The sequence below is a fragment of the Flavobacterium piscis genome (assembly GCF_001686925.1).
Lineage (GTDB): Bacteria > Bacteroidota > Bacteroidia > Flavobacteriales > Flavobacteriaceae > Flavobacterium > Flavobacterium piscis.
In genome coordinates this window covers 319074-341090 of the sequence record NZ_LVEN01000042.1, presented here as the reverse complement: position 1 = coordinate 341090, position 22017 = coordinate 319074, and the positions used below count along the sequence as shown (strand labels likewise).

Here is a 22017-nt window from a genome sequence, read left to right as displayed (position 1 = left end):
ATTTTAAAATAGTTATCCAGCGAAACCTAATAGCCGTAATTGATGATAATCTCGATGTAAATATAAATAATTTTGAGGACTTACTCCGTTGCTTTTTATACTGGAGGAATTGTATAACCATGACCTGCAATATCCCCATAATCTCTGACTTTTATGTTTTATTTGTGGAGTTTAAAACTTTATTGTTTTTAATAATAAAAGATATGCAAATCAAAAAAGTGTGACAAAAAAATAGATTAAATTTCATTATGTCTCAATTGGTCAAATTAGCTACAAATGGTTCGAGAATTGTCACATTAAGTACTATTTTAATGCAGACCTGAGAAATCAAGATTCATTAGGTCTTTTTTCATTCCGATAAATTTAATCCAATCTTTGAAAAGTTGAACACAGGTATTTCCGATGGAAATTGATCTGAGATTATATACAGTTATTAATTTCCTAATTAGTCCTTTAAATGGCTAACCTTCATAAATAATATTGTTAAATTTTCAAACAATGTGGTTTCCCGTAAAACTATTTAAGGTTAAAGAATAATATTTGCAAATCACTATTTTTAAGCAACTTCGGAGATTATTAAATAAAATTAAATTCTACACAACTATATCAAACAACTTAGCTATGATGAAAAATTACCTTTTTTTTATTTTTTTGAGTATATCATATATCTCAACTGCTCAAAACAAACTCATGTTCTTTTATGATAATGCAGGAAATCAGATAAAAAGAGAACTTTGCATTTCAGGATGTTTTGCTTCAAAAAAAGCTGACATGCCTATAAAAGAAGTTGAAAATTTGACACAAGAGGATTTATTAAAATTTTCTCCTGAAGACGCTATCTCCTACTATCCCAATCCTGTCAAAGAAGAGCTATATCTTAGTTGGCAACCGATAAATGATAATAATGTAAAAATTATAAAGATTTACAATATAAATGGTCAGCTAATAGATTCATTTAATCAAAATAAACCAGAAAACAACAGCCAGAACATTTCTTTTAATACATATCCTAATGGAGTTTACTTGATTGAGTTATTATACAAAGACGGAGAACAAAAAACAATCAAAATCATAAAGCAATAATATTATGAAAAAACTCTACTTTACTTTTATGCTGTTATATTTTTCTTTTCTGCTAACTGCACAAACAGAGAAAGGAAAAATAGTTACTGGTACGACTATAATCAAAAGAATTGAATCCGCTACAGAAAATAAAACTTCACTATCGAATATAATTAAAAATGCTCCAGCTTCTGTAACAATATTAGCTTCTCCTACAGGAAATTCCTCAGAAACAGGAACTACACAGGGTGAATTATCAGTTTCTGGCAATGGGGGTGCCAATTACAAAATCCCTATTGCAACCCCACCGGGAATAAATGGAGTAATTCCCAATATTTATTTAAGTTATAGTAGTCAGGGAGGAAATGGTAATGCTGGTTTTGGATGGAATATATCAGGAATATCCTCCATAAGTAGAATTGCAGCCTCCAAGTTTCATGATGGAACAATAGATCCTGTTGATTTCAATACTTTAGACCGTTTTGCTTTCGATGGGCAAAGATTAATTATCAAGACAGGAACATCGGGAGCCTATGGCGCAAATACAACTGTATACGAAACAGAAAATTTTTCAAATGTAAAAATTACTTCTAGAGGAATTCATCCTAATGGTTCTAACTATGGACCAGAATATTTTATTGTAGAATATCCAGACGGCTCAAAAGCTTATTATGGAAATTCAGCAGATTCAAGATCAATTACTGATTGGTCAATAACATATTGGGAAAACCCACAAGGTATAAGAATTAGCTATTCTTATGAACAAACAAATAATATAACAAATGTCAGTTCCATTAAATATGGTGCTGTTGCAACGAATAGCCCTATTAATGAAATTCAGTTTACATATAAAATAAGGCAAAGACCAGAACAAATGTATGTGGGAGGGCAAAATCTATTGCAAAACAAAATATTAAGCCAGGTTACCTCATGGGGAAATAGCGTTCCATTTCGCAATTATTTACTACAGCACGAAACCACAACTTTAGACTATCAGCGATTAATTAGTATTACTGAAAGGAGTGGTGACGGAACCAAATCTTACAATCCTACTGTTTTCAGTTATGATACAACAGCGCAAACGATAGTAGGTTCACCAATCACTTCGAGCTTAAGTGTAGGGAGTATTACCTCTGCAAATTCCAATACTGTTTCAGGCGATTTTAATGGAGATGGTAGTATGGATTTTATTTTATATCCTACTGTAGGAAGTGATTCTAAGGCTAAATACTGGCTTTTTTCAGGTTTACAATCAGGTAATTCTATGGATATTGGCTGGCAACATCCTGTAGGCAAATTTGAAGAAATATTTCCAGCAACCTGGCTAAATTCCGATAATAAATTAATGCCTCTACAAGCGTGGGTTGTTGCAAAATCTGACAGTTTCACAACCTATGCTAAAGCTGGATCTGGTATTACCCAGCAAGACCAAAAGTTATATACATTCCCAAAATTTACACTAACATATTTCTATCCTTGTGATCTGGATGAGCCAGTAGACAGAATAGCAAATCCTAATTTAAATGCAAAAGCGGCTACTACTACTAAAGAAGGCTATATAGAGAAAGATGTTCCTAAAACTTATATCAGCGGCGATTTTAACGGCGACGGATTAACAGATGCAGTAGTAATCGAAAAATCTATTACTTATACTATGTTTCTTGACTGTACAAGGACAATAACACAAACTTTGACAGGCGGTAGATCATATTTTGTTAACCTTGATAGAAGAGTCACTACTGATTTTGTAAATCAAGCGGGTATTCTAAGCACTACAAATAGCAGCAAATTTTTGGTTGCAGATTTCAATGGAGATGGGAAATCTGACATTTATGTTTTTGATACTGGCGGCGTTAAAATTTATTCATTAAATGACAGTAAACAATTTGTCTTATTATTCAAAACCCCAACAAACGACCCAAATATAACAATTGACAAAATATTGATGGGTGATTATAATGGTGATGGTAAAACAGATTTTATTATTCCAAAAGGGCCTGGATATTCTGAATGGTATAAATATTCTTCTACTGGTATAAACCTTATTAAAGAAACTCAGACGTACTTTACTTTCCCCACTAATAGTAGCAATATCACATATAGTGTAATTCCATCAGATTATAACAATGACGGAAAGACCGATTTGTTAGTTGCAAACTCAAGTAGGGCTTCAAGTACAGGAAGTCTTGGAATATCATGTTACATAAATAAAAATGGAGGTTTTTCTTCTGTTGTTGGTAATTCTTACAGTGGAGGGATTCTTAATCAGCCTGATATTTATAGTGATGCTTTACCCATTTTTTTGTCAGCTAATCAGTTCAATAAAAAACTGGAACTTTCTTTTATAAATAATAACAAAATCTATATATTTAATTCTACCAAAGATTCCGGTAAAGAACAATTACTTAAAGGTATCGTTACTGGCAATGGAATTACAGAATCAATATCGTATATGTCACTTGATTCAAATTCTTATCAGGATAACAGACCTATTTATTATAGCAGTCCTTATACTGAAAATTATCCTTATACAGATATAATTGTAGCGCCAACATTTCAGGTAGTAACAAAACTGGAAAGAACTAGTTCTACAACATATAAAAAACAGCTCTTCACGTATTATGGAGCAGTTTCAAACATTGAAGGATTAGGATTTTTAGGTTTTAGATCCACTTTAAAAACAAACTGGTTTGATGACTCAAAACCTATAATTTCAGATGTAACAAGGAACAACATAAATCTTCGAGGGGCTTCAGTTGAAAATTATACTGTTTTAGGATATGCCAGTTTAACAAATCAAACGCCGAGTGATTATATTTCGCGTACCACTTTAACTTACGAAAGCCAACTTTTACCCAATAAGGTGTATAAACTCTCAAACACAATAACACAAAAATACAATGGTTTAGATAATACTAATTCTGAAACAACAAATGTTTTTGACATATATAATAATCCTACCCAAACTATTGCAAAAGTAAAAGAAGGATCCGCAATTTTACAAACTACAACGGGTATTTTTACTTACGAAAATCAAACAACAGGCTCACCCTATATTATAGGCAGACTTACAAGTAAAACACAAAGTACAATAGTTTCTGGAGACACATCAACTAGTGAGGAATTATATGCATATACAAACAATCTACTAACACAGGTAAAGAAAAAGGGAACGGATACAGAGTATTTGATTGAAGACAATATTTTTGATACATATGGAAATGTCATTCAAAAATCAATTTCTACCTCTGGATTGGCTCCTAGAATTACCAAATATGAATATGATTCTTCAGGTAGATTTTTGACAAAAAGCACAGATATCGAAGGGCTTTCGACAATTTACGATTACAATTCCAGTAATGGATCCTTAAACTTTCAAATAAATCCTTCTGGGTTAAAAACGTCATATCTTTATGATTCTTGGTTAAAAAAAATCAAGACAACTGATTATTTAGGTAAAACGAATAATTACACATACTCAAACAGCTCTGGTAAAACGATCATAACTACTACAGGAGATGATGGCAGCGCTAGTGAAGAAACCTTTGATGATCTGGGCCGAAAAATAAAAACCGGAGTAAAAAACATAAATGATGTTTTTTCGTACGTTTCTTATAATTATGATTTCGACAATAGAAACAATCAAATAAGCGAACCCTATTTTGGTTCGGCTCCTACACAATGGAACACAACTTATTATGATACTTACGGAAGACCTTATAGTAATATCTCATATACAGGTACGTCTAGCAACATAACTTACTCAGGCTTGACTACTAGTGTGAGCGAAAATGGAAAAACAAAAACAATAATTAAAAATGCCCTTGGAAATGTTATTTCACTAACTGAAAGCCCTGGAGGAAATATCACTTACACATATTTTGCCGATGGTAACTTAAAATCATCAAATTTTGATGGGGTCATTACTTTAATAGAACAAGACGGATGGGGAAGAAAAACAAAACTAACCGATCCATCCGCAGGTATTTATACATATGAATACAATACATTTGGAGAAATAACAAAAGAGACTACTCCAAATGGCACAACTACTTTCACTTTAGATAATGTTGGGAAAATAAGTCAAAAGACAATTAACGGTACAAATACCAATTCAAAAACAACTTATACATACGATTCAACAAGTAAACTATTATCAGATACTAAATTTGAAAATTTAAATGAAAGCGGCAGCATAATTACAAACCTATACACCTATGATGCATCAAAACGAGTAAGTCAGACAATTGAAATAACTCCTTACGCTAGCTTTACTAAAAAATTTGAATATGATTTTTTTGGCCGTGTTAATAAAGAAACAAGTACTGCGAGCATATCAGGAAAAAGTAGTTCAAAAGCCGTAAAATATAGTTATAAAAATGGATTTATTTGGCAAATTCTGGATGATTCAGACGGTACTGTTTTATCACAGACAAATACTGTTAACGCAAAAGGAAAATTAACTTCCGGGCAAAACGGCCCAACAACTATAACCAATAATTTTGATTCATATGGATTTCCTTCTCAAGTAAAATATGATAAAACAGCTGCCCCCGTTGCTAATATTTTAACATTAAATACGGTTTTTAACCCTCTCAAAGGCAATTTAACAAGTCGTAGCAATAACTTATTTGGTTGGGATGAAAACTTTAAATATGATATTTTAGACCGTTTAACAGAATACACAAATATAAATGGAGTGCAGGAAACACAACTTTATGATGATAAAGGTCGAATTACTCAAAATAATGTTGGTACATATAATTATTCAAACACAAATAAACCATATCAAAATACCTCAATTACAGTAACGTCAAATGCATTGAGCTATTATACAGCAAGACCAACTCTTCATGTAACATACAATACTTTTAAAAAACCTGTCCAAATTGAAGAAACTGGAGTTGATAAACTTGCATTTACTTATAATGATGGCAATGAACGTAGTACAATATTCTATGGCGGATTGGAAGATGATAAACTTTTAAGACCCTTTCGAAAGCATTACTCAGCTGATGGAACAATGGAAATAAAAGAAAACCGAACAACGGGTGATTTTGAATTTGTTACATACATAGGGGGAGATGGATATACAGCATCAGTAGTTCTTAAAAGTGATGGGACAACGCAAAATTTTTTATATTTACAACGTGATTATCAAAATTCAATAATTGCAATCACAGATCAAGCTGGATCAATTGTCGAAAAACGGCTTTTTGACGCGTGGGGTAATATTATTAAAGTACAAGACGGGGCAGGAAATACTCTTCAAGGCTTGATAATATTAGATAGAGGCTATACAGGACATGAGCATTTACAGAGTATTGGTATCATTAATATGAATGGGAGAATATATGATCCTAAACTACATAGATTCTTGCAACCTGATAATTTTATACAGGATTTATCTAATACTCAAAACTATAACAGATATAGCTATGTTTTAAATAATCCTCTAAAGTATACTGATTTTACTGGTGAGTCCTGGTTTAGTGATAATTGGAAACAACTTGTCGTTATGGTTGTTGTTGTTGTTGTTGCAGTAGTAGTGACTTATGCAACGGCAGGAATGGGATCTTCTTTGGCAGCTAGTATGATAGTAGGTGCCGCGTCAGGATTTGCTGGAGGTGCAGTAGGCTCTGCCCTTAATGGTAATAATTTTGGTCAGGTAATGCTTGATGGCGCTTTTGGAGGAGTTAAAGGAGCGGTATTTGGTGCAGCAGGAGGATATGCTGCAAGTTTCGCACCTCCAGGTATTTTGAATGGAGCAGCTTATGCTATATCTACCAATGTTGCCTTAAATGGTGTTGCAAATATTGTTGATGGGCAGGATCCCTTTGCAAATGTAGGTTTCACCATTGCTATATCCGCAGTTACAGGAGGATATCAAGGATTAAAAGCGGCACAAGCCAAAGGTTTAAATACATTGACAGGAAATCCTAAGCCAACCGTACTTGTTGATAAAGTTGATATTTCTAGAGAACAGGCCCTTGTAGATTATCAGAAAACATCAAATACACAGCAGGAGCCTGTAAATATGAGTAGCACAGCAACTGCTGATAATTCAGGTTATGTTGACCTTTCTAAAAATCCAGAATTTGCAAAAATTGAAAACCTACAAGAAGTTGTTGTCCATGGTAATTCATTAAAAAGTTTAAGGCCAACTTGGGGTTACAAGTTATATACAAATGAAGGAGTTTTTCTTAAAAATGGAATTACATCAAAACTAATTCCTGAGAGTAGATATTCAAAAAGTTTTATGCAGTCACATTACATGGAAACTGCACCTATATTCTCTAATAGGCTTGAAGCTTACCAATGGGAATATCAACAAAATATAATACAGAGAGGTCCTTTAAATTTAAATATGCACTAAAAATAAAATATAATGAATGACAATGAAAACATTTTAGGTTGTTTTGTTTCCGCTAATATTGGAGATGTAATGGGCCCTGAATTTAGATCCTATATTTATGGAGAGAATAAAATTGAAAAAACTTTAAAAATTCTAAAAAACAAGGATTACGGGCAGGACTTAAAATTAATATTATTCCAATTTTATATCAATCCCATTCCATATCTACTAAATAACTTAAAAGAAATTGAAAGTTATCGAAAGAAAGAAAAATCAATAGGAATACCAATTGTAATAAATGAAGACAATTTTTTTAGTAAAAATGAATCCGAACGATATGATTTTATCAGAGAATCTCTTTTACACAAAATAGATTTACTTGCTGAAGTGAGTAAAAAAAATAAACTTGATATAAACATTGAGCTATTAAAAAGTGATTTAAAAAAAATTCTAATAAATTATCTCTAGTTTTTTAAACCTGAAAGGAGTTAAGTAACACTAAACTTTTTTGAATAATTTTAAAAAAATATAAAAATGAATATTCTAAAAATTTAAGTTATTTTACTTACAAGAATTCCATTTATAATGTTTTGATTTACTTATTTTATTAATTATATTACTTAGAGATTTTTTGTTGTTGACTACTAACGTAAAGCTTCAGTGTTAATTGACAATTTAATCGCGTCAATTTAGTATTTAATTGACTCGTTATTTGAATGCTTCCCGCACTAAGAGAAAGCTTCAGAGAAATCTGGAGCTTTTTTGTTTTTAGCTTATTCTTCTTTTTATATTTTAAACAAATTAATAATTCACCAAATGAGAAAACCATTATTGTTAACCATTCTTTTTGTTATAACAATCTCATGCAACTGCTTTTCACAAGATTTAGTTTTTGAAAAAATTATTCAAATTGACACAACGAAATCGAAAGAAATTCTTTTCGACAGACTAAATAGTAAGTTGATAGATTATTTTGGTGGACAAAGTAATTTTAATAAAAATATTATTCAATCTGATAAGGAAAATGGTGTCATTAAAATCAAGCAAGAGATTGCCTATAATAAAAACGAATTTATGAATAGTGCTAACGGTGTAATTGATTTCAATATCAATGTATTTTTTTAAAAAGGTCGTTGCAAGATTTTAATTGATAACATCATACATAGAGGGATGGGCATATCTATGGGTAATATAACTGAAGATAAAGAATACCCATATAGCAAGACAAATTATTTGAAATTTCGTAAAAGAAAATGGACAGAAATTAAAGAATTTATTTATTCTGAAATGCCTAAAAAGATTTTAGCCATCAAGAAAATTCTTAATACACCATTAGAACAAGAGAATAACTGGTAAAATCAATATGGCTAAAAAAGTTTTGTTACCAGGAAATGTATATAAAGTTATTAATGAAAATGAAATTAGATACTTTCAATACTTTTATACAGACCCAAATTATTTAGGTGGAAATATGATTTGGGTTTTTAATCAAACCGATAATAATGACGATTTAGATAAAATTCAAAATTCAGGGTATGGCTTTTATTTCTACACTGCAATTAAAGCTGGAATAAAATTAAAAAAATGGAAGCTATTAGGTAATATCGAAATACCTGAAAAAATGAATTATTATTCTGTTTTTCGTTGGAGAGATCTTAAGTGCGGATTATAGTATAAATTAATTTATGATAAAAAAGAACTTTTAGGTACCACTTTAACTGAAGAACAATCAAATATACCAATTATCTCTTTTCAATTTCCAGTATGAACAATTGAATTTTTAATAGAGAGTAAAGAATTCTTTATAGAAAGAACAAAAAAATTTGAAAAAAAATATTTTGAAAAAAATAAAAGAATATAAAATTATAAATCAATATACTATTTCAGGAATGTACAAATTAGTAGTGTAGTTTGGTCAAATCATCTAAAAAATGGTTCGAGAATTGTCCCGTTAGGGCTACAAAAAACAAACTCCTAATCATCAATTGATTAGGAGTTTTTTATTGGGATTTTGTTTCGAAAACTCGTATCAAGTAAGGACCCAAGATAGAAATTTTGCAAAAAGATAAATTTAACTCAAAGAAAAAGTAAATAAAACTGGATCAATCCTCAAACCTGTGGATATAGAAAAAATTACCATGGAGAACGCAAAGTTTTTTTAAATATACTAAGCTTAGAAAAAACACAAAGTTCACAAAGCTTTGTGGACTTTGATTGTAAACACTACTTAAATCTTAGTGAACTTTGCGAATCCCGATAGCTATCGGGATTACGTTTTATGCGTTAAAAAATAATTAGGAATATAAAATTTTTAATATTTCTCCACAACATTGAGTGTTGATACATAAAACTTAAAACCTCTCCTTTTCAAAAATAAGCTCATTTACCAAATCTATTTCATCCTGACTTATAGTATGTCCCATATTTGGGTAGATTTTTTTAGTAACATTTGCACCCATCTTTTTAAGAAGTACTTCTGTTTCATTTACTCTTTCAACCGGAACATGAAAATCGGGATCGCTGGTACCGATAAAAACTGGTGTATTTTCGAAGTTTCCTTCGTAATGATTTTCATAAACCTTATCGCCAATAAGTCCGCCGATAAATGCCACAATGCCTCCGTATTTAGCGGCATTTCTGGCAGTAAATTCTAAAGCCAGACAAGCTCCCTGGGAAAATCCAAGAAAATAGATATTCTCTTTTTCAATTCCGTTTTGCTGAATGGCAACGACAACGTTATGAATAGCTTCTAGTGATTTTGAAAATGAAGGTTCATTTTCATTAAGAGGTGCTAAAAAAGAATAAGGATACCAGGTTCTGTTTTCTGCCTGAGGGGCAACTAAGGCAAAATCATCGACATTCAGATGTTTTGAAATCGAAAGAATATCATGAGCGCTTGCACCACGTCCGTGAATCATGATCAGCGCCTTTTTAGCATCATTTAAAGGCACACCGTCTGTTAGAGTTTCTATATTCATAAGTTCTAAGATTATTTTTTCCAGATATCCTGATATTCATCCGGATGTTTTTTGAATTGTGCATGCACATACGGACAAAGCGGCAAAACCATCAAATTATTGGCGCGTACGTACGATGTCATTTCGTCTAAAAGTTTCTTTGCATATCCCTTTCCTTCTCCTTCAGGTTCAACACCAGTGTGGTAAACCGTCAGCAAATCTGGTTTTATGCTTACTGTCATTTCGCCCAGCTTTTTATCATCAACATAAAGATTAAAGGCTCCATGCTTTTTCTCGTCTAATTCCAGTTTTATTGTTTCCATATATTTTTTCTTAAGAATCTAATTTACAAATTTTTAGCTTAATTAATTTTAACCAAATGATTTTCAATACTTGCTCTTTGAGATTCGTATTGTGCGGGAAGTTTTAAGTTTTGACCTAATTCTTCTAAACTTTCATCAACTGTAAATCCTGGATTATCGGTGGCTATTTCAAATAAAACTCCACCTGGTTCTCTAAAATATAGCGAATGGAAATATTGTCTGTCGATTTGTGGTGTAATTGACAACCCGTAAGCTTCGATTTTTTCACGGAAGTGCATTAAAATTTCGTCATTTTTTACACGGAAAGCCACATGGTGAACAGTTCCATTTGCATTTAAACCACGTTTTTCATCAGCTAATTCTACCAAGTCAACAATTGCGGCATTTTCTACTCCATCTGTTGCATAACGATAGCGGTTTACATCCTGATCAATCAATTTGTAACCAAATATTTCTGTTAAGATTGCTGCAGTTGGTTTAATGTCATTTAAAGTCAGCGTAATATTATGAAAACCTTTTGTTGCTACGTCAGCTTTTACTTCATCTGTTTCCCAACCTTTTCTGTTGTCTCCTGTTTTAGATTCGATTAATTCTAATTTCAACCCATCCGGATCAAGGAAAGTTAGGTATTTTTCGCCGAATTTTTCTGCCGGTTTATTGTAAATTACATTATATTGTTCAAAACGTTTCTGCCAGAAATCAAGACTTCCTTTAGGAACAGAATAACCAATTTCTGTTGCCATTCCAGATCCTTTTCTTCCTTGTTGAATTCCTTCTCCCCACGGAAAAAAGGTCAAGATGGTTCCTGCGCTTCCTACTTCATCGCCAAAGTAAAAATGATAGGTTCCCGGGTCGTCAAAATTCACTGTTTTTTTGATGAATCTTAATCCGAGTATTTTTGAATAAAAATCGAAATTACGTTTAGCGTCGCCTGCAATGGCAGTAATATGGTGTAAGCCTAAGATTTTATTTTCCATGATATTTTATGTATTAAGTTGTTTTGATTTTCTTTTACAAATTTACCGCGGTTATCGCTGTTTCTCCGTTAACCTAGATTAAGAAATAAAACTCAGAATGAATAAAATACTAAAGTCAATTTTAGGCCTAAATTGTTCTTTATATAGAGGATAAGGTTTTATATCAAAAGTTAGTGTATCACATTAAGTTCAAAAATAGACGCTTTCAAATCCTTATTATCAAAAACTTTTCTTTACTCATAAAAAAACATAAAAAATAATAATGCTAATTGGGGTTAAAGTCTCATTTTTGCAAAATAATTAATGCGCTAACAATATGGATATAGTTAAATTTAAAATCACATCAAAAACGATCAAAGTAGAAGTACGCAATTCGAATAATTATGTTTTTAATTTTAATAGTGCTTTAGAAATTGAAAAAGAAGACAAAGAAGTTTTATTACGACTTTATCATGCATTAGATCTTCTTTTTAAGAAAGAAACTCCAAGCGAAGTAAAAAACTATATCTCACCGAACCAAACCAATATCCTGGATCAAATTTCTGCCGTTGATGGTTTAGAGGAAGAGAAATAAATAATTTATATGCAACAAACCAAAGCCCTTAAACAGTAATTGTTTAAGGGCTTTGGTTTAAAATTTATTTCGAAAACTTTAAAAATGGCTTTGATAAAAATACTTAACCAATATCGCAGCGCATTGTTGTAACGATTTTTTTGAAACCTGCTTTTTCATATGCTCTCACTGCAGCTTCATTTTCGTCATAAACCTGCAATCTTACCTCAGTTATTCCCTGATCTAAAATCCATTTCTTAAGAGCGGTAAGTAATAAACCGCTAATTCCTTGTCCTCTAAATTCCGGGATTACAAACATAAAGCCAAGATATCCAAATACTTCATGCTTTTCATACGGTTTTGCAGATCGAATTTGCGCATAACCACTTCCAATAATTTCGTTATTACTTTCGACAACCATAATTTCTGTCGCTTTATCTACTATCAATTCCTGTATATCGTAATAAAATATTTCGCCCTCTTTTAGTGTTGGATCAAATGGTCGTTCTGCATCAACAAGAGTCTGCAGGAATTCGGCAAGCTTAGGCAAATCAGTATTGGCAGCAGGCCTGATCGTTATATTTTTGTTATTTGTACTCATATTTCAAATATATTAAATCCTTTTTGATTCAATAAAAAAAGTGTTCAGAAAAATCATTTTTAGCTTTTGCAAATGGTGTAGTTAAAATTTTTATTGAATTAGTTTTATATTAGCTATAGTTTTAACATTTGCTCAACAAATCGGTGCAGGCTATTGTATAAAATAAACCTCATTAAGACTACTTATAATCAAAAAGACAATGGAAAATCAATTTGAAGATATTATCAGGAAAGCGTACAATTCCTTTAACGAAAGAAACATTGACAACGCCTTATCGACAATGAAAAAAGACGTACAATGGTCAAAAGCCTGGGAAGGCGGTTACATAAGCGGACACAATGAAATCAAAGAATATTGGACAAGACAATGGACAGAAATAAATCCAAAAGTGGAACCTGTTGGCTTTAATGAAAGAGAAAACGGAAGTCTGGAAGTTAAAGTGCATCAAAACGTAAAAGATTTGCAAGGCGGTTTAATATTTGACGGACTAGTAAAGCATATTTATACTTTTCAGGACGGATTGATCAAAACGATGGACATAGAACTGGTAGAAAATAACTAATTTTGTATTCATCAGAAAAAACAAAATCATGTCAATAAAACAAGAGTCAGAATTAATTGGAATGCAAAAGGCAAGTGAAGCTGTCGCTTTTACTTTGAAAGAAATGAGAAACTTTGCCAAAGCAGGAATGACAACAAAGGAATTAGATGACTATGGCGGAAAAATCCTGAACGAATTAGGGGCAAAATCGGCACCGTATTTAACGTATGGTTTTCCGGGATGGACTTGCATTAGTGTAAACAATGAATTTTGTCACGGTATTCCGTCAGATAAAAGAATTCTTAACGAAGGTGATTTAATCAACATTGATGTTTCGGCAGAACTGGATGGTTTTTGGTCAGATAATGGAGGTTCATTTGTGATTGGAGAAGATGTAAACGGACACCAAAAACTGGTTGACGCATCAAAAGATATTTTACAAAAAGCAATCGACAATATAAAAGGCGGAGTAAAGATTTCTGAAATAGGATATCTTATCGAAACTGAAGCTAAAAAAAGAGGTTACAAAGTAATCAAAAATCTGGGTGGGCACGGTATTGGAAGAAGCCTGCACGAACAACCGGATGAATTATTAAACTATAAAAACCGATTTGATCAAAGACGTTTCAAAAAGGATTCGGTTGTAGCGATTGAAACTTTTATCTCAACCTCATCCTCTCTTGCCGTAGAACTTAAGGATGGCTGGACAATGGTAGGCAATAAAGGCGGACATATGGCACAACACGAACATACGATTGTAGTTACCAATGGCAAACCTATTATTTTGACCGAAATGAACGGAATCTGGAATTAAGATTTAAAAAGATACTAAAAAAACAAACCCTTAAATAATAGTATTTAAGGGTTTTGCTTTTTTTTATTTGTCTACTACTTTTTGCAATTGTGCAGGATATCGATCTCCTTGTATCGTGGTTTGAGCAAAAGCATCATCAATTTTTTTAATATCTTCTAGAGATAATTTAATTGAGGCTCCACCGATATTTTCTGTTAATCGGTGCGATTTTGTGGTTCCCGGAATTGGTGCAATCCAAGGTTTTTGCGCCAATAACCAACCTAATGCAATTTGCGCAGGAGTTGCTTGTTTTTGAGAAGCAATGGCAGATAGCAAATCAACTAATTTTTGATTGGCTTTTCTGTTTTCTTCACTAAAACGAGGTAAAGAATTTCTAAAATCCGTCGCTTCAAAACTGGTGCTTTCTGTAATTGCACCTGTTAGAAATCCTCTTCCTAAAGGACTAAAGGGTACAAAACCAATTCCTAGTTCTTCAAGTGTTGGCAAAATTGCTACTTCAGGTTCTCTCCACCAAATCGAATATTCACTTTGCAAAGCAGATATTGGCTGAACGGCATGTGCTTTTCGAATAGAGGTTACTCCCGCTTCAGACATTCCAAAGTATTTTACTTTTCCTTCCTGAATCAAATCTTTCACTGTTCCTGCAACATCTTCAATTGGCACATTTTGATCTACTCGGTGTTGATAAAATAAATCAATAACATCCGTTTTCATACGTCTTAAAGATTCTTCGGCAACAGCTCTGATATTTTCTGGTCTACTATCTTGTCCGTTAAATGCCTGTCCGTCTTTAAAACCAAATTTAGTAGCAATAACTACTTCTTTTCTAAACGGACTCAAAGCTTCTCCTACCAATTCTTCGTTGGTAATACCATACGCTTCGGCAGTATCAAAAAAGGTAATACCTTGTTCGTAGGCTTCTCTAATTATTTTTATAGCATGCTGTTTTTCTATTTGGGCACCATAAGCAAAACTTAATCCCATACAACCTAATCCCAGTGCAGAAACTTCTAAACCCTGAGTTCCTAATATTCTCTTTTCCATAATTTTATTTTTAAAAATAGTGATCTGATATGTTTAGTATCATTTTTAATACTACAAATTTCCGCCAATAATCTCACTTGCCTATAATACATATTACTGCTATTCTAACCATTTTTACTGATTTGCATAATCACGCTAAGTTATTAAAAATCTGAGTAGTATATTTGTGTATATAATTTCATAGACGCATCATGGATTCTATTATAAAACTCGAAAAAGTTACACAGTACAATCAATTAAAAGATGTTGAAACCCAGCATCCTTTAATAAGTATTTTTGATAATTCTAATAGCAAAGCACTCCCCAATCATACCAGAATACACTTTGGTTTTTATGCTATATTTTTAAAAGCCGGAAATTGCGGCGAATTAAAATACGGGCGTAATAATTACGATTATGATGATGGTACAATGGTTTTTATAGGTCCCGGACAAATACTCGAGGTTAATAATACTGAGAATTATAAATCTACTGGTCTAACATTACTTTTTCATCCTGATCTGATTAGAGGAACTTCACTGGCAAAAATTATAAATCAGTATTCGTTCTTTTCTTATGACTCACATGAAGCACTTCATTTATCTTTGAAAGAACAGCAAATAATAAAAGATTTATTTAGTAAATTAGATTACGAATTAATTCACTCTATTGATAAACACAGTAAAGGCATCATCAGTAATACAATAGAATTGTTACTTAATTATTGTGTTCGATTTTATGACAGGCAATTCATTACCAGAGAAAATATCAATACTGATGTTTTATCGAAGTTTGAAAATTTGTTGAATGAGTATTTTTTATCTGAAATTGCAAAAGATTCGGGCTTACCTTCGGTTAGCTATTTTGCCGATCGTTTGCACCTTTCTGCGAATTATTTTGGTGATTTAATTAAAAAAGAAACGGGTAAATCAGCTCAGGAACACATTCAGTTAAAATTAATTACCTTAGCCAAAGAACGAATTTTTGATACTGACAAATCCGTTAGTCAAATCGCATTTGAACTTGGTTTTAAATATCCACAGCATTTTAATCGAATGTTTAAAAAGAATACGGGTTACACCCCAATTGAATACAGAAGTTTAAATTAAAATCTATAAACCAAAGAATGCTTGAGAATTTCCCTTTTTATTTAGGTCTTTTAATTGTTATTTTATTACTGATTATGTTGGCTAATAAAATAAAAGTAGCTTATCCCATATTATTAGTATTGGCAGGATTGGCTATCAGTTTTATTCCAAAAGTGCCTTTAATACAAATCGAACCCGATCTTATCTTCTTTATATTTCTGCCACCATTATTATACGAAGCGGCGTGGACAGTTTCATGGAAAGAAATGTGGCGATGGCGACGCATTATTACAAGTTTTGCCTTTGTAGTCGTTTTTGTCTCGGCACTTTCTGTAGCATTAGTGGCCAATTATATTATTCCCGGATTTTCATTAGCATTAGGCTTTGTTCTGGGCGGAATTGTATCTCCTCCGGATGCGGTAAGTGCCGGTGCTATTTTGAAATTTGTAAAGGTGCCTAAAACTATTTCATCCATTTTAGAAGGCGAAAGTTTACTTAATGATGCTTCCTCATTAATTATTTTCAGATTTGCGATGATTGCCGTGGCAACTGAGCAATTTATATTTTATAAAGCAGCGGTAAGTTTTAGCTGGATGATTTTTGGCGGAGTTGGAATTGGCTTATTAATTGGATGGCTTTTTATGAAAGCACATAAATATTTGCCTACAGATGCCAATGCAGATATCGTTTTATCATTAGCTACACCCTATATTATTTACCTCGCTGCCGAAGAAGTTCACAGTTCAGGTGTATTGGCCGTAGTGTGTGGCGGATTGCTTTTGTCTAATAACCGACACAGATTTTTGAGCAGCAGATCTCGTTTGCAGGGTATAAATGTTTGGCAGAGTCTTACTTTTATCCTCAATGGTTTTGTATTTATGCTCATTGGCTTAGATCTTCCACAAATTACAAACGGACTTAAAGTCGAGGCTGTCAGCATTTCGTCGGCAATTGGTTATGGCGTTCTGATAACATTTGTTTTAATTATCAGTAGAATTATATCCTCTTATGGTGCTGTTGTCGTGACGCTCATTGCGCGAAATTTTATTACAGTTGCCGATAGCAGAAATCCCGGTTACAAAACCCCCTTTATATTGGGCTGGACCGGAATGAGAGGTGTAGTTTCATTAGCTGCTGCCCTGTCTATACCTGTTTATCTGAATAATGGCAACGGTTTTCCGCAGCGAAATCTTATTTTATTTATCACTTTTATCGTTATTCTTTTAACGTTGGTCATTCAGGGATTAACATTACCTTATTTCATTAAAAAAATTAATCTTACGGATGTTTATGATCCGCTGCCAAAAGAAGAAGCTCATAATAACCTGCGCCACGAATTAGCCGAATTTGCTTTAAATTATCTTAAAACCAATTACAGCGACCAGATCGAAAATAATACTTCGTTACAGCATCTTATTCATAAATGGGAACAATACAGTAATGGCATTGATGATGAAGCAATAGGCAAAGAACTGAAAGTAATTTATCTTGATTTATTAAACGAGCAAAGACAATGGCTAATTGCTAAAAACAAAGAAGATCAAACGCTGGATGAAACCATCATTAGGCGACAAATGCATTATTTAGATATTGAAGAGGAAAAATTGCGTTATCTCTAAAAGATAGTTTGTAAAGCATTACTTCTAAACCCGACCCTTGATATCCGGAATTTTCTCTGTTAGATTTTTCCAGTATCGTTTTCGCATGTGTTGGAGATGAAGTTTTGTATTTTTTCGGGATTCAATATTGACACTTTTGAAATAATTGCGCCATAAATCCTGAAAAAGTTCTTCGCCTTCATCGCCTATTTCTGCTAAAAACTTAGAAGAATTTGATTCAGTATTAAATTGTATTGCTACATTCGAAACATTTTTAAGATCATAATAAATACCATATTTACGTTTGGCATCATAAATTAACCAGCGCTGATCAGCATAACGGTTTTTAAAATGATTTTCTATAAGGGGCAAAACATTGCAATCCGGTTCAACAATCGCATAATACAATTGGTCTTTTGTTAATTGAAACCGAACAAAAGCCTCCATTCGATGTGATTCTTTTCCTGTCAGTCTAATGGCTTTTCGCAGTTCTAAAACATCATTATTACTAAAATCGTCTTCTACATTTATTGTACTTGACAATACATATTGCACATACCGAAACATGATTTCTTCGATCTTATTGGTTTCAGATAAAAAGGCATGATACAAACCCTGAAATCCATTTTTCGAAAGACGCTTTTGTAATCCGCTTAAAACCCGCTTTACTTTTATCTCATCTGTAATCACTGTATGATTGGTAGAAAAAAGCAAATCGGCAGAGGCTTCGTTTTTGGCAAAAACAATATCCTGCAATTTATATTCATAAATTTCGAATACGGCTGTAACCCAGCCTTCATAAGTACCATCGTAAATTATCTGTGTCATTCTAATTTTATTCCGTAATTGTGATTACTTCGTCCATTCGTTTGCTCAATATTAAACACATAGAAACATAGATTTTATATGCAAAAAAGGATACAAAAAAGAAATACATTTCTTTCACATAGTCCCGAAGCTTCGGGATGCATTTTAATCAAGTGAAACGCCTTTTTAATAAACAAAGGCTATGTTTCTATGTGTTAAAAATTACTACCATTGCATTTAATTAACTAAAATAAAGCAAGCTGATTCGAAAAGTCATTCTTGTATTTACTCTTTTGAGTATTGAGAATATGATCTTTGATTTGAATAGAAGTTAAATCCTTTTGTAATTGAAAAGGTGTTGCAAATGCCAGAAAATATTTGGCGCGCGTGTAGGCGATTCCTAATTTTTGTAAATCCTGAGGAACCAGTTTTTTAAATTTTCTTGCTGCAACAATTTTTTTTGCACTCAAAAAACCGATACCCGGAATACGTTTAATCAGTTCGAGGTCGGCAGTATTTACATCAACCGGAAACTGATTCATATTACGCAACGCCCAACCTAATTTTGGGTCGATATCAAGATCCAGATTAGGCTGATCAAAACCCACGATTTCATTTACATTAAATCCGTACAAGCGAATTAACCAATCGGCCTGATACAAACGATTTTCGCGAATCATCGGAACCGGAGTTCCTATCGCAGGAAGTCTGGTATCATAACTAATAGGAACATATCCGGAATAATACACGCGTCGCATGTTCATTTGATCATAAAAATAATTGGCCATTCCCAGAATTTCCATATCATTTTCCTGCGTCGCACCAATCACCATTTGTGTGCTTTGCCCTGCCGGAGCAAATAGCGGAGCTTTATAATTGAGTTTTTTCTCTTCTTTATGACCAACGATTTCATTTTTCAGATATTCCATTGGTTTGATCACATCGATATGATTTTTTTCCGGCGCCAGTAATTTAAGGCTTTTCTCTGTTGGCATTTCGACATTTACACTCAAACGATCGGCGTACATTCCGGCTTGTTGCAGTAATTCATCGCTGGCTCCCGGAATGGCTTTAAGATGTATATAACCATTAAAATTTTCTTCTAATCGTAATTTCTTGGCAATCCTCACCAAACGTTCCATCGTATAATCTGGATTATCAAAGATGCCGGAACTCAAAAATAAACCTTCGATATAATTTCTTCTGTAAAAACCAATCGTAAGATCAACGACTTCCTGCACCGTAAAAGCGGCACGTTTTACATCATTACTTTTTCGGCTTACGCAATACGCGCAATCAAAAATGCAATGATTGGTCAGTAAAATTTTCAGCAACGAAACACAACGGCCATCTTCGGTATACGAATGGCAAATACCATATCCTTTTGCATTTCCTAATCCGTTATCCTTATTTTTTCGATTGCTTTGACTTGACGAACATGAAACATCATATTTCGCCGCATCAGCCAAAATCGACAACTTCTCCATCACTCTTTCATGTACCATTTTGAGCCTTTTTTTGTGGTTAAAAAAACTAAATTTGTTTCGCCTCAAAACTACTCTTTTATGATGCAAAAAATCTGAAATTGGTTGTTCTAAATTGTATCAAAATGCAACACTACAGCTTCAACTATTTGATTATGTGATTACAATCCAATTTTTCCTTCGGCCCAATAAGCCTGGGTATAGATTTTTTTATTGAGGACACCTTTTTCTTTTAATACTTTTCTAAACGCCTGAATAGACTTTGCATTTCCCATTAAATAAAACTGTCCGTTTTGCCAAAGATCCCAAATTTTAGCATCTAATTTATTCAGCGTTTCTATTGCAAATTCGGCTTTGTTGACAGACTTTGGAACAATATCAACCGAAAAACCTAACTTATCAGCAACTTCCATATCATCAGGATCCAGTTCTAAAATACCGAGGTAATTATTTTCGTTAGCATTAATTTCATCCTTAAAACTTTTAAAAACACTAATACAGGTTTCATCTCCATAAAAAAACTGGTATTTTTCTTCTTTTTTAAAAAACTCAAAACCTCGTGGCATTCCCACCGTTATTTGATCATCAGGTTTTAGGTTTTCGACGAAATAACTTCCAGGACCATTTTTATGAATATGAAAAATAACTTCAAATGTTCCTTTTTCGCTATTCCATTTACTGGGCGTATAATTTCGATAATTGGTATCATCAATCCTGATAATTATGGCTTGGCCAATTTTAAAATTGATGTGCGGAAAATGACCTTTGAACCTAATTCTCTTTATATTTTGGCTCAGCATTTTAGTATCGGTAACTTTTACTTTGCAAATTTTACTGCTAAAGGCAAGTTCCATAAAATCTCCAATAATTTTAGGCATCGAATTCATAATGGTATGTTTTAATTTCAATGCAAAATTGAAACTAAAACACAAAAAACAGGTTGCAGAAGAAATAGGGATGATTGGACTATTCGCGGAATTTCAATCGAAAGGCTAATGGGGTTTCGCCAGTTATTTTTTTGAATAATCTTGAAAAATAAGTATGATCTTCGAATCCTAACATAAAGGCAATTTCTTTGACATCATTTTCGGTATAATACAGCAATCGCTGCGCTTCTATAATCATGCTATTTTGTAACCAATAAGTGACTGATTTACCTGTCGAAGCATTCACACAATAATTCAAATGGGAAGTAGTAATATTTAATTTTTGAGCAAAAAACGATGGACTTTCTAAAAAAGTAACTTCAGAAATTAATTGTTTAAAATTAGAATAAATCAGCATCGATTGATTTTTAATTTCTGATGCTACAGTATTGGATGCTGAATAAATATTGACAAAACGGTAAACTAAAGCATTAAAAAGACCATTGACAATAGCCGTTTTATTGAGAATAGTATCTTCAAAAGAACGGTGCAATAGCGCAACAGTTTGCAAAAGATCGTGCTTGTGGAGTTTATCAATTTTATTTACCTGATCAACAATTTTCAGATGCTGAAAAACAGCTGCACAATGATTCGGAATTAAAAATGGAGCTACGCTTATATAATATCCAACTGCATCCGGTGAAACAAATTTTGGCGCATGAATCTGGAAAGGTTTTATAACTACAATACTTTGTGCACTAATTTTCAAGTCTATCATATCACATTTCATAATGACTTTGCCTTTGATAAGCACAAAAAAAATATAAAAATCATCGCGATGTGTTCCTAATTTATTTATGGTTTCTGCATCTCGTCCCAATACAGACGATTCGGCAATATAAATACCGCCAACTGCTTCTGAACTCTGATTGTAAACAGGAATTTTCAAATTGTGATTTTTGGATTTA

At 32.7% G+C, this 22017-nt stretch carries 20 protein-coding genes; 11 read left to right on the top strand and 9 right to left on the bottom strand.

What is annotated here, in order from left to right:
- Positions 1–621: 621 nt before the first annotated feature.
- The 6 genes from FLP_RS18905 (at position 622) to FLP_RS18880 (ending at position 9089) form a co-directional block, all read left to right on the top strand.
- Positions 622–1083: a T9SS type A sorting domain-containing protein gene (locus FLP_RS18905; RefSeq protein ID WP_243397555.1), complete on the top strand. Its 462-nt coding sequence runs from the start codon at positions 622–624 to the stop codon at positions 1081–1083.
- 4 nt (positions 1084–1087) lie between these two features.
- On the top strand, positions 1088–7438 hold the full coding sequence (locus tag FLP_RS18900; RefSeq protein ID WP_083195907.1) for an FG-GAP-like repeat-containing protein: 6351 nt from the start codon (positions 1088–1090) through the stop codon (positions 7436–7438).
- A gap of 12 nt (positions 7439–7450) precedes the next feature.
- Positions 7451–7885 carry a hypothetical protein gene (locus tag FLP_RS18895; RefSeq protein WP_065451044.1) on the top strand — a complete coding sequence of 145 codons (435 nt, stop codon included), beginning with the start codon at positions 7451–7453 and terminating at the stop codon, positions 7883–7885.
- Positions 7886–8233: 348 nt separating this feature from the next.
- Positions 8234–8542 (top strand): DUF4468 domain-containing protein, encoded by a 309-nt coding sequence (locus FLP_RS18890; protein ID WP_065451043.1) that lies wholly within the window; start codon positions 8234–8236, stop codon positions 8540–8542.
- Between the two features lie 57 nt (positions 8543–8599).
- Positions 8600–8773, top strand: a complete 174-nt coding sequence (locus FLP_RS25575) for a hypothetical protein (protein WP_165606695.1) — start codon at positions 8600–8602, stop codon at positions 8771–8773.
- 7 nt (positions 8774–8780) lie between these two features.
- Complete coding sequence (locus tag FLP_RS18880) at positions 8781–9089, top strand: hypothetical protein (protein ID WP_065451041.1); 309 nt, start codon at positions 8781–8783, stop codon at positions 9087–9089.
- A gap of 679 nt (positions 9090–9768) precedes the next feature.
- On the opposite strand, the gene FLP_RS18875 is transcribed toward FLP_RS18880, so the two are convergent.
- From FLP_RS18875 to FLP_RS18865, 3 genes are read right to left on the bottom strand one after another with little or no spacing between them, the layout of a single operon-like run.
- Positions 9769–10395: an alpha/beta hydrolase gene (locus tag FLP_RS18875; RefSeq protein ID WP_065451040.1), complete on the bottom strand. Its 627-nt coding sequence runs from the start codon at positions 10393–10395 to the stop codon at positions 9769–9771.
- 11 nt (positions 10396–10406) lie between these two features.
- Positions 10407–10697 carry a GNAT family N-acetyltransferase gene (locus FLP_RS18870; RefSeq protein ID WP_065451039.1) on the bottom strand — a complete coding sequence of 97 codons (291 nt, stop codon included), beginning with the start codon at positions 10695–10697 and terminating at the stop codon, positions 10407–10409.
- Positions 10698–10735: 38 nt separating this feature from the next.
- Entirely contained in the window at positions 10736–11674 is a 939-nt protein-coding gene (locus FLP_RS18865) for a ring-cleaving dioxygenase (RefSeq protein WP_065451038.1), read from the bottom strand.
- A 316-nt stretch (positions 11675–11990) separates the two neighbouring features.
- Here FLP_RS18865 and FLP_RS18860 point away from each other — a divergent pair, with 316 nt between their 5' ends.
- On the top strand, positions 11991–12248 hold the full coding sequence (locus FLP_RS18860; RefSeq protein WP_065451037.1) for a hypothetical protein: 258 nt from the start codon (positions 11991–11993) through the stop codon (positions 12246–12248).
- 103 nt (positions 12249–12351) lie between these two features.
- Here the strand turns inward: FLP_RS18860 and FLP_RS18855 are convergent, their stop codons facing one another.
- The gene (locus tag FLP_RS18855; protein ID WP_065451036.1) at positions 12352–12828 is read right to left on the bottom strand and encodes a GNAT family N-acetyltransferase; all 477 of its coding nucleotides are present in this window, start codon (positions 12826–12828) and stop codon (positions 12352–12354) included.
- 199 nt (positions 12829–13027) lie between these two features.
- On the opposite strand from FLP_RS18855, the gene FLP_RS18850 reads away from it, so the two are divergent.
- A complete protein-coding gene (locus tag FLP_RS18850; protein ID WP_065451035.1) occupies positions 13028–13390 on the top strand; it encodes a nuclear transport factor 2 family protein in 363 nt (120 codons plus the stop codon).
- Between the two features lie 28 nt (positions 13391–13418).
- Entirely contained in the window at positions 13419–14183 is a 765-nt protein-coding gene (map, locus tag FLP_RS18845; RefSeq protein ID WP_065451034.1) for a type I methionyl aminopeptidase, read from the top strand.
- A 63-nt stretch (positions 14184–14246) separates the two neighbouring features.
- Here the strand turns inward: map and FLP_RS18840 are convergent, their stop codons facing one another.
- The gene (locus FLP_RS18840) at positions 14247–15227 is read right to left on the bottom strand and encodes an aldo/keto reductase (protein WP_065451033.1); all 981 of its coding nucleotides are present in this window, start codon (positions 15225–15227) and stop codon (positions 14247–14249) included.
- 191 nt (positions 15228–15418) lie between these two features.
- Here FLP_RS18840 and FLP_RS18835 point away from each other — a divergent pair, with 191 nt between their 5' ends.
- Together FLP_RS18835 and FLP_RS18830 are read left to right on the top strand one after the other, a co-directional pair.
- Positions 15419–16315: a helix-turn-helix domain-containing protein gene (locus tag FLP_RS18835; RefSeq protein WP_065451032.1), complete on the top strand. Its 897-nt coding sequence runs from the start codon at positions 15419–15421 to the stop codon at positions 16313–16315.
- A gap of 17 nt (positions 16316–16332) precedes the next feature.
- Complete coding sequence (locus FLP_RS18830; RefSeq protein ID WP_065451031.1) at positions 16333–17913, top strand: Na+/H+ antiporter; 1581 nt, start codon at positions 16333–16335, stop codon at positions 17911–17913.
- Positions 17914–17937: 24 nt separating this feature from the next.
- Here the strand turns inward: FLP_RS18830 and FLP_RS18825 are convergent, their stop codons facing one another.
- From FLP_RS18825 to FLP_RS18810, 4 genes are all read right to left on the bottom strand, one after another.
- On the bottom strand, positions 17938–18720 hold the full coding sequence (locus FLP_RS18825) for a TIGR03915 family putative DNA repair protein (RefSeq protein ID WP_065451030.1): 783 nt from the start codon (positions 18718–18720) through the stop codon (positions 17938–17940).
- Positions 18721–18944: 224 nt separating this feature from the next.
- Positions 18945–20204 (bottom strand): putative DNA modification/repair radical SAM protein, encoded by a 1260-nt coding sequence (locus tag FLP_RS18820; RefSeq protein ID WP_065451029.1) that lies wholly within the window; start codon positions 20202–20204, stop codon positions 18945–18947.
- 140 nt (positions 20205–20344) lie between these two features.
- Positions 20345–21070 (bottom strand): siderophore-interacting protein, encoded by a 726-nt coding sequence (locus FLP_RS18815; protein WP_065451028.1) that lies wholly within the window; start codon positions 21068–21070, stop codon positions 20345–20347.
- 79 nt (positions 21071–21149) lie between these two features.
- Complete coding sequence (locus tag FLP_RS18810; protein ID WP_065451027.1) at positions 21150–21998, bottom strand: helix-turn-helix domain-containing protein; 849 nt, start codon at positions 21996–21998, stop codon at positions 21150–21152.
- Between the last annotated feature and the right edge of the window lie 19 nt (positions 21999–22017).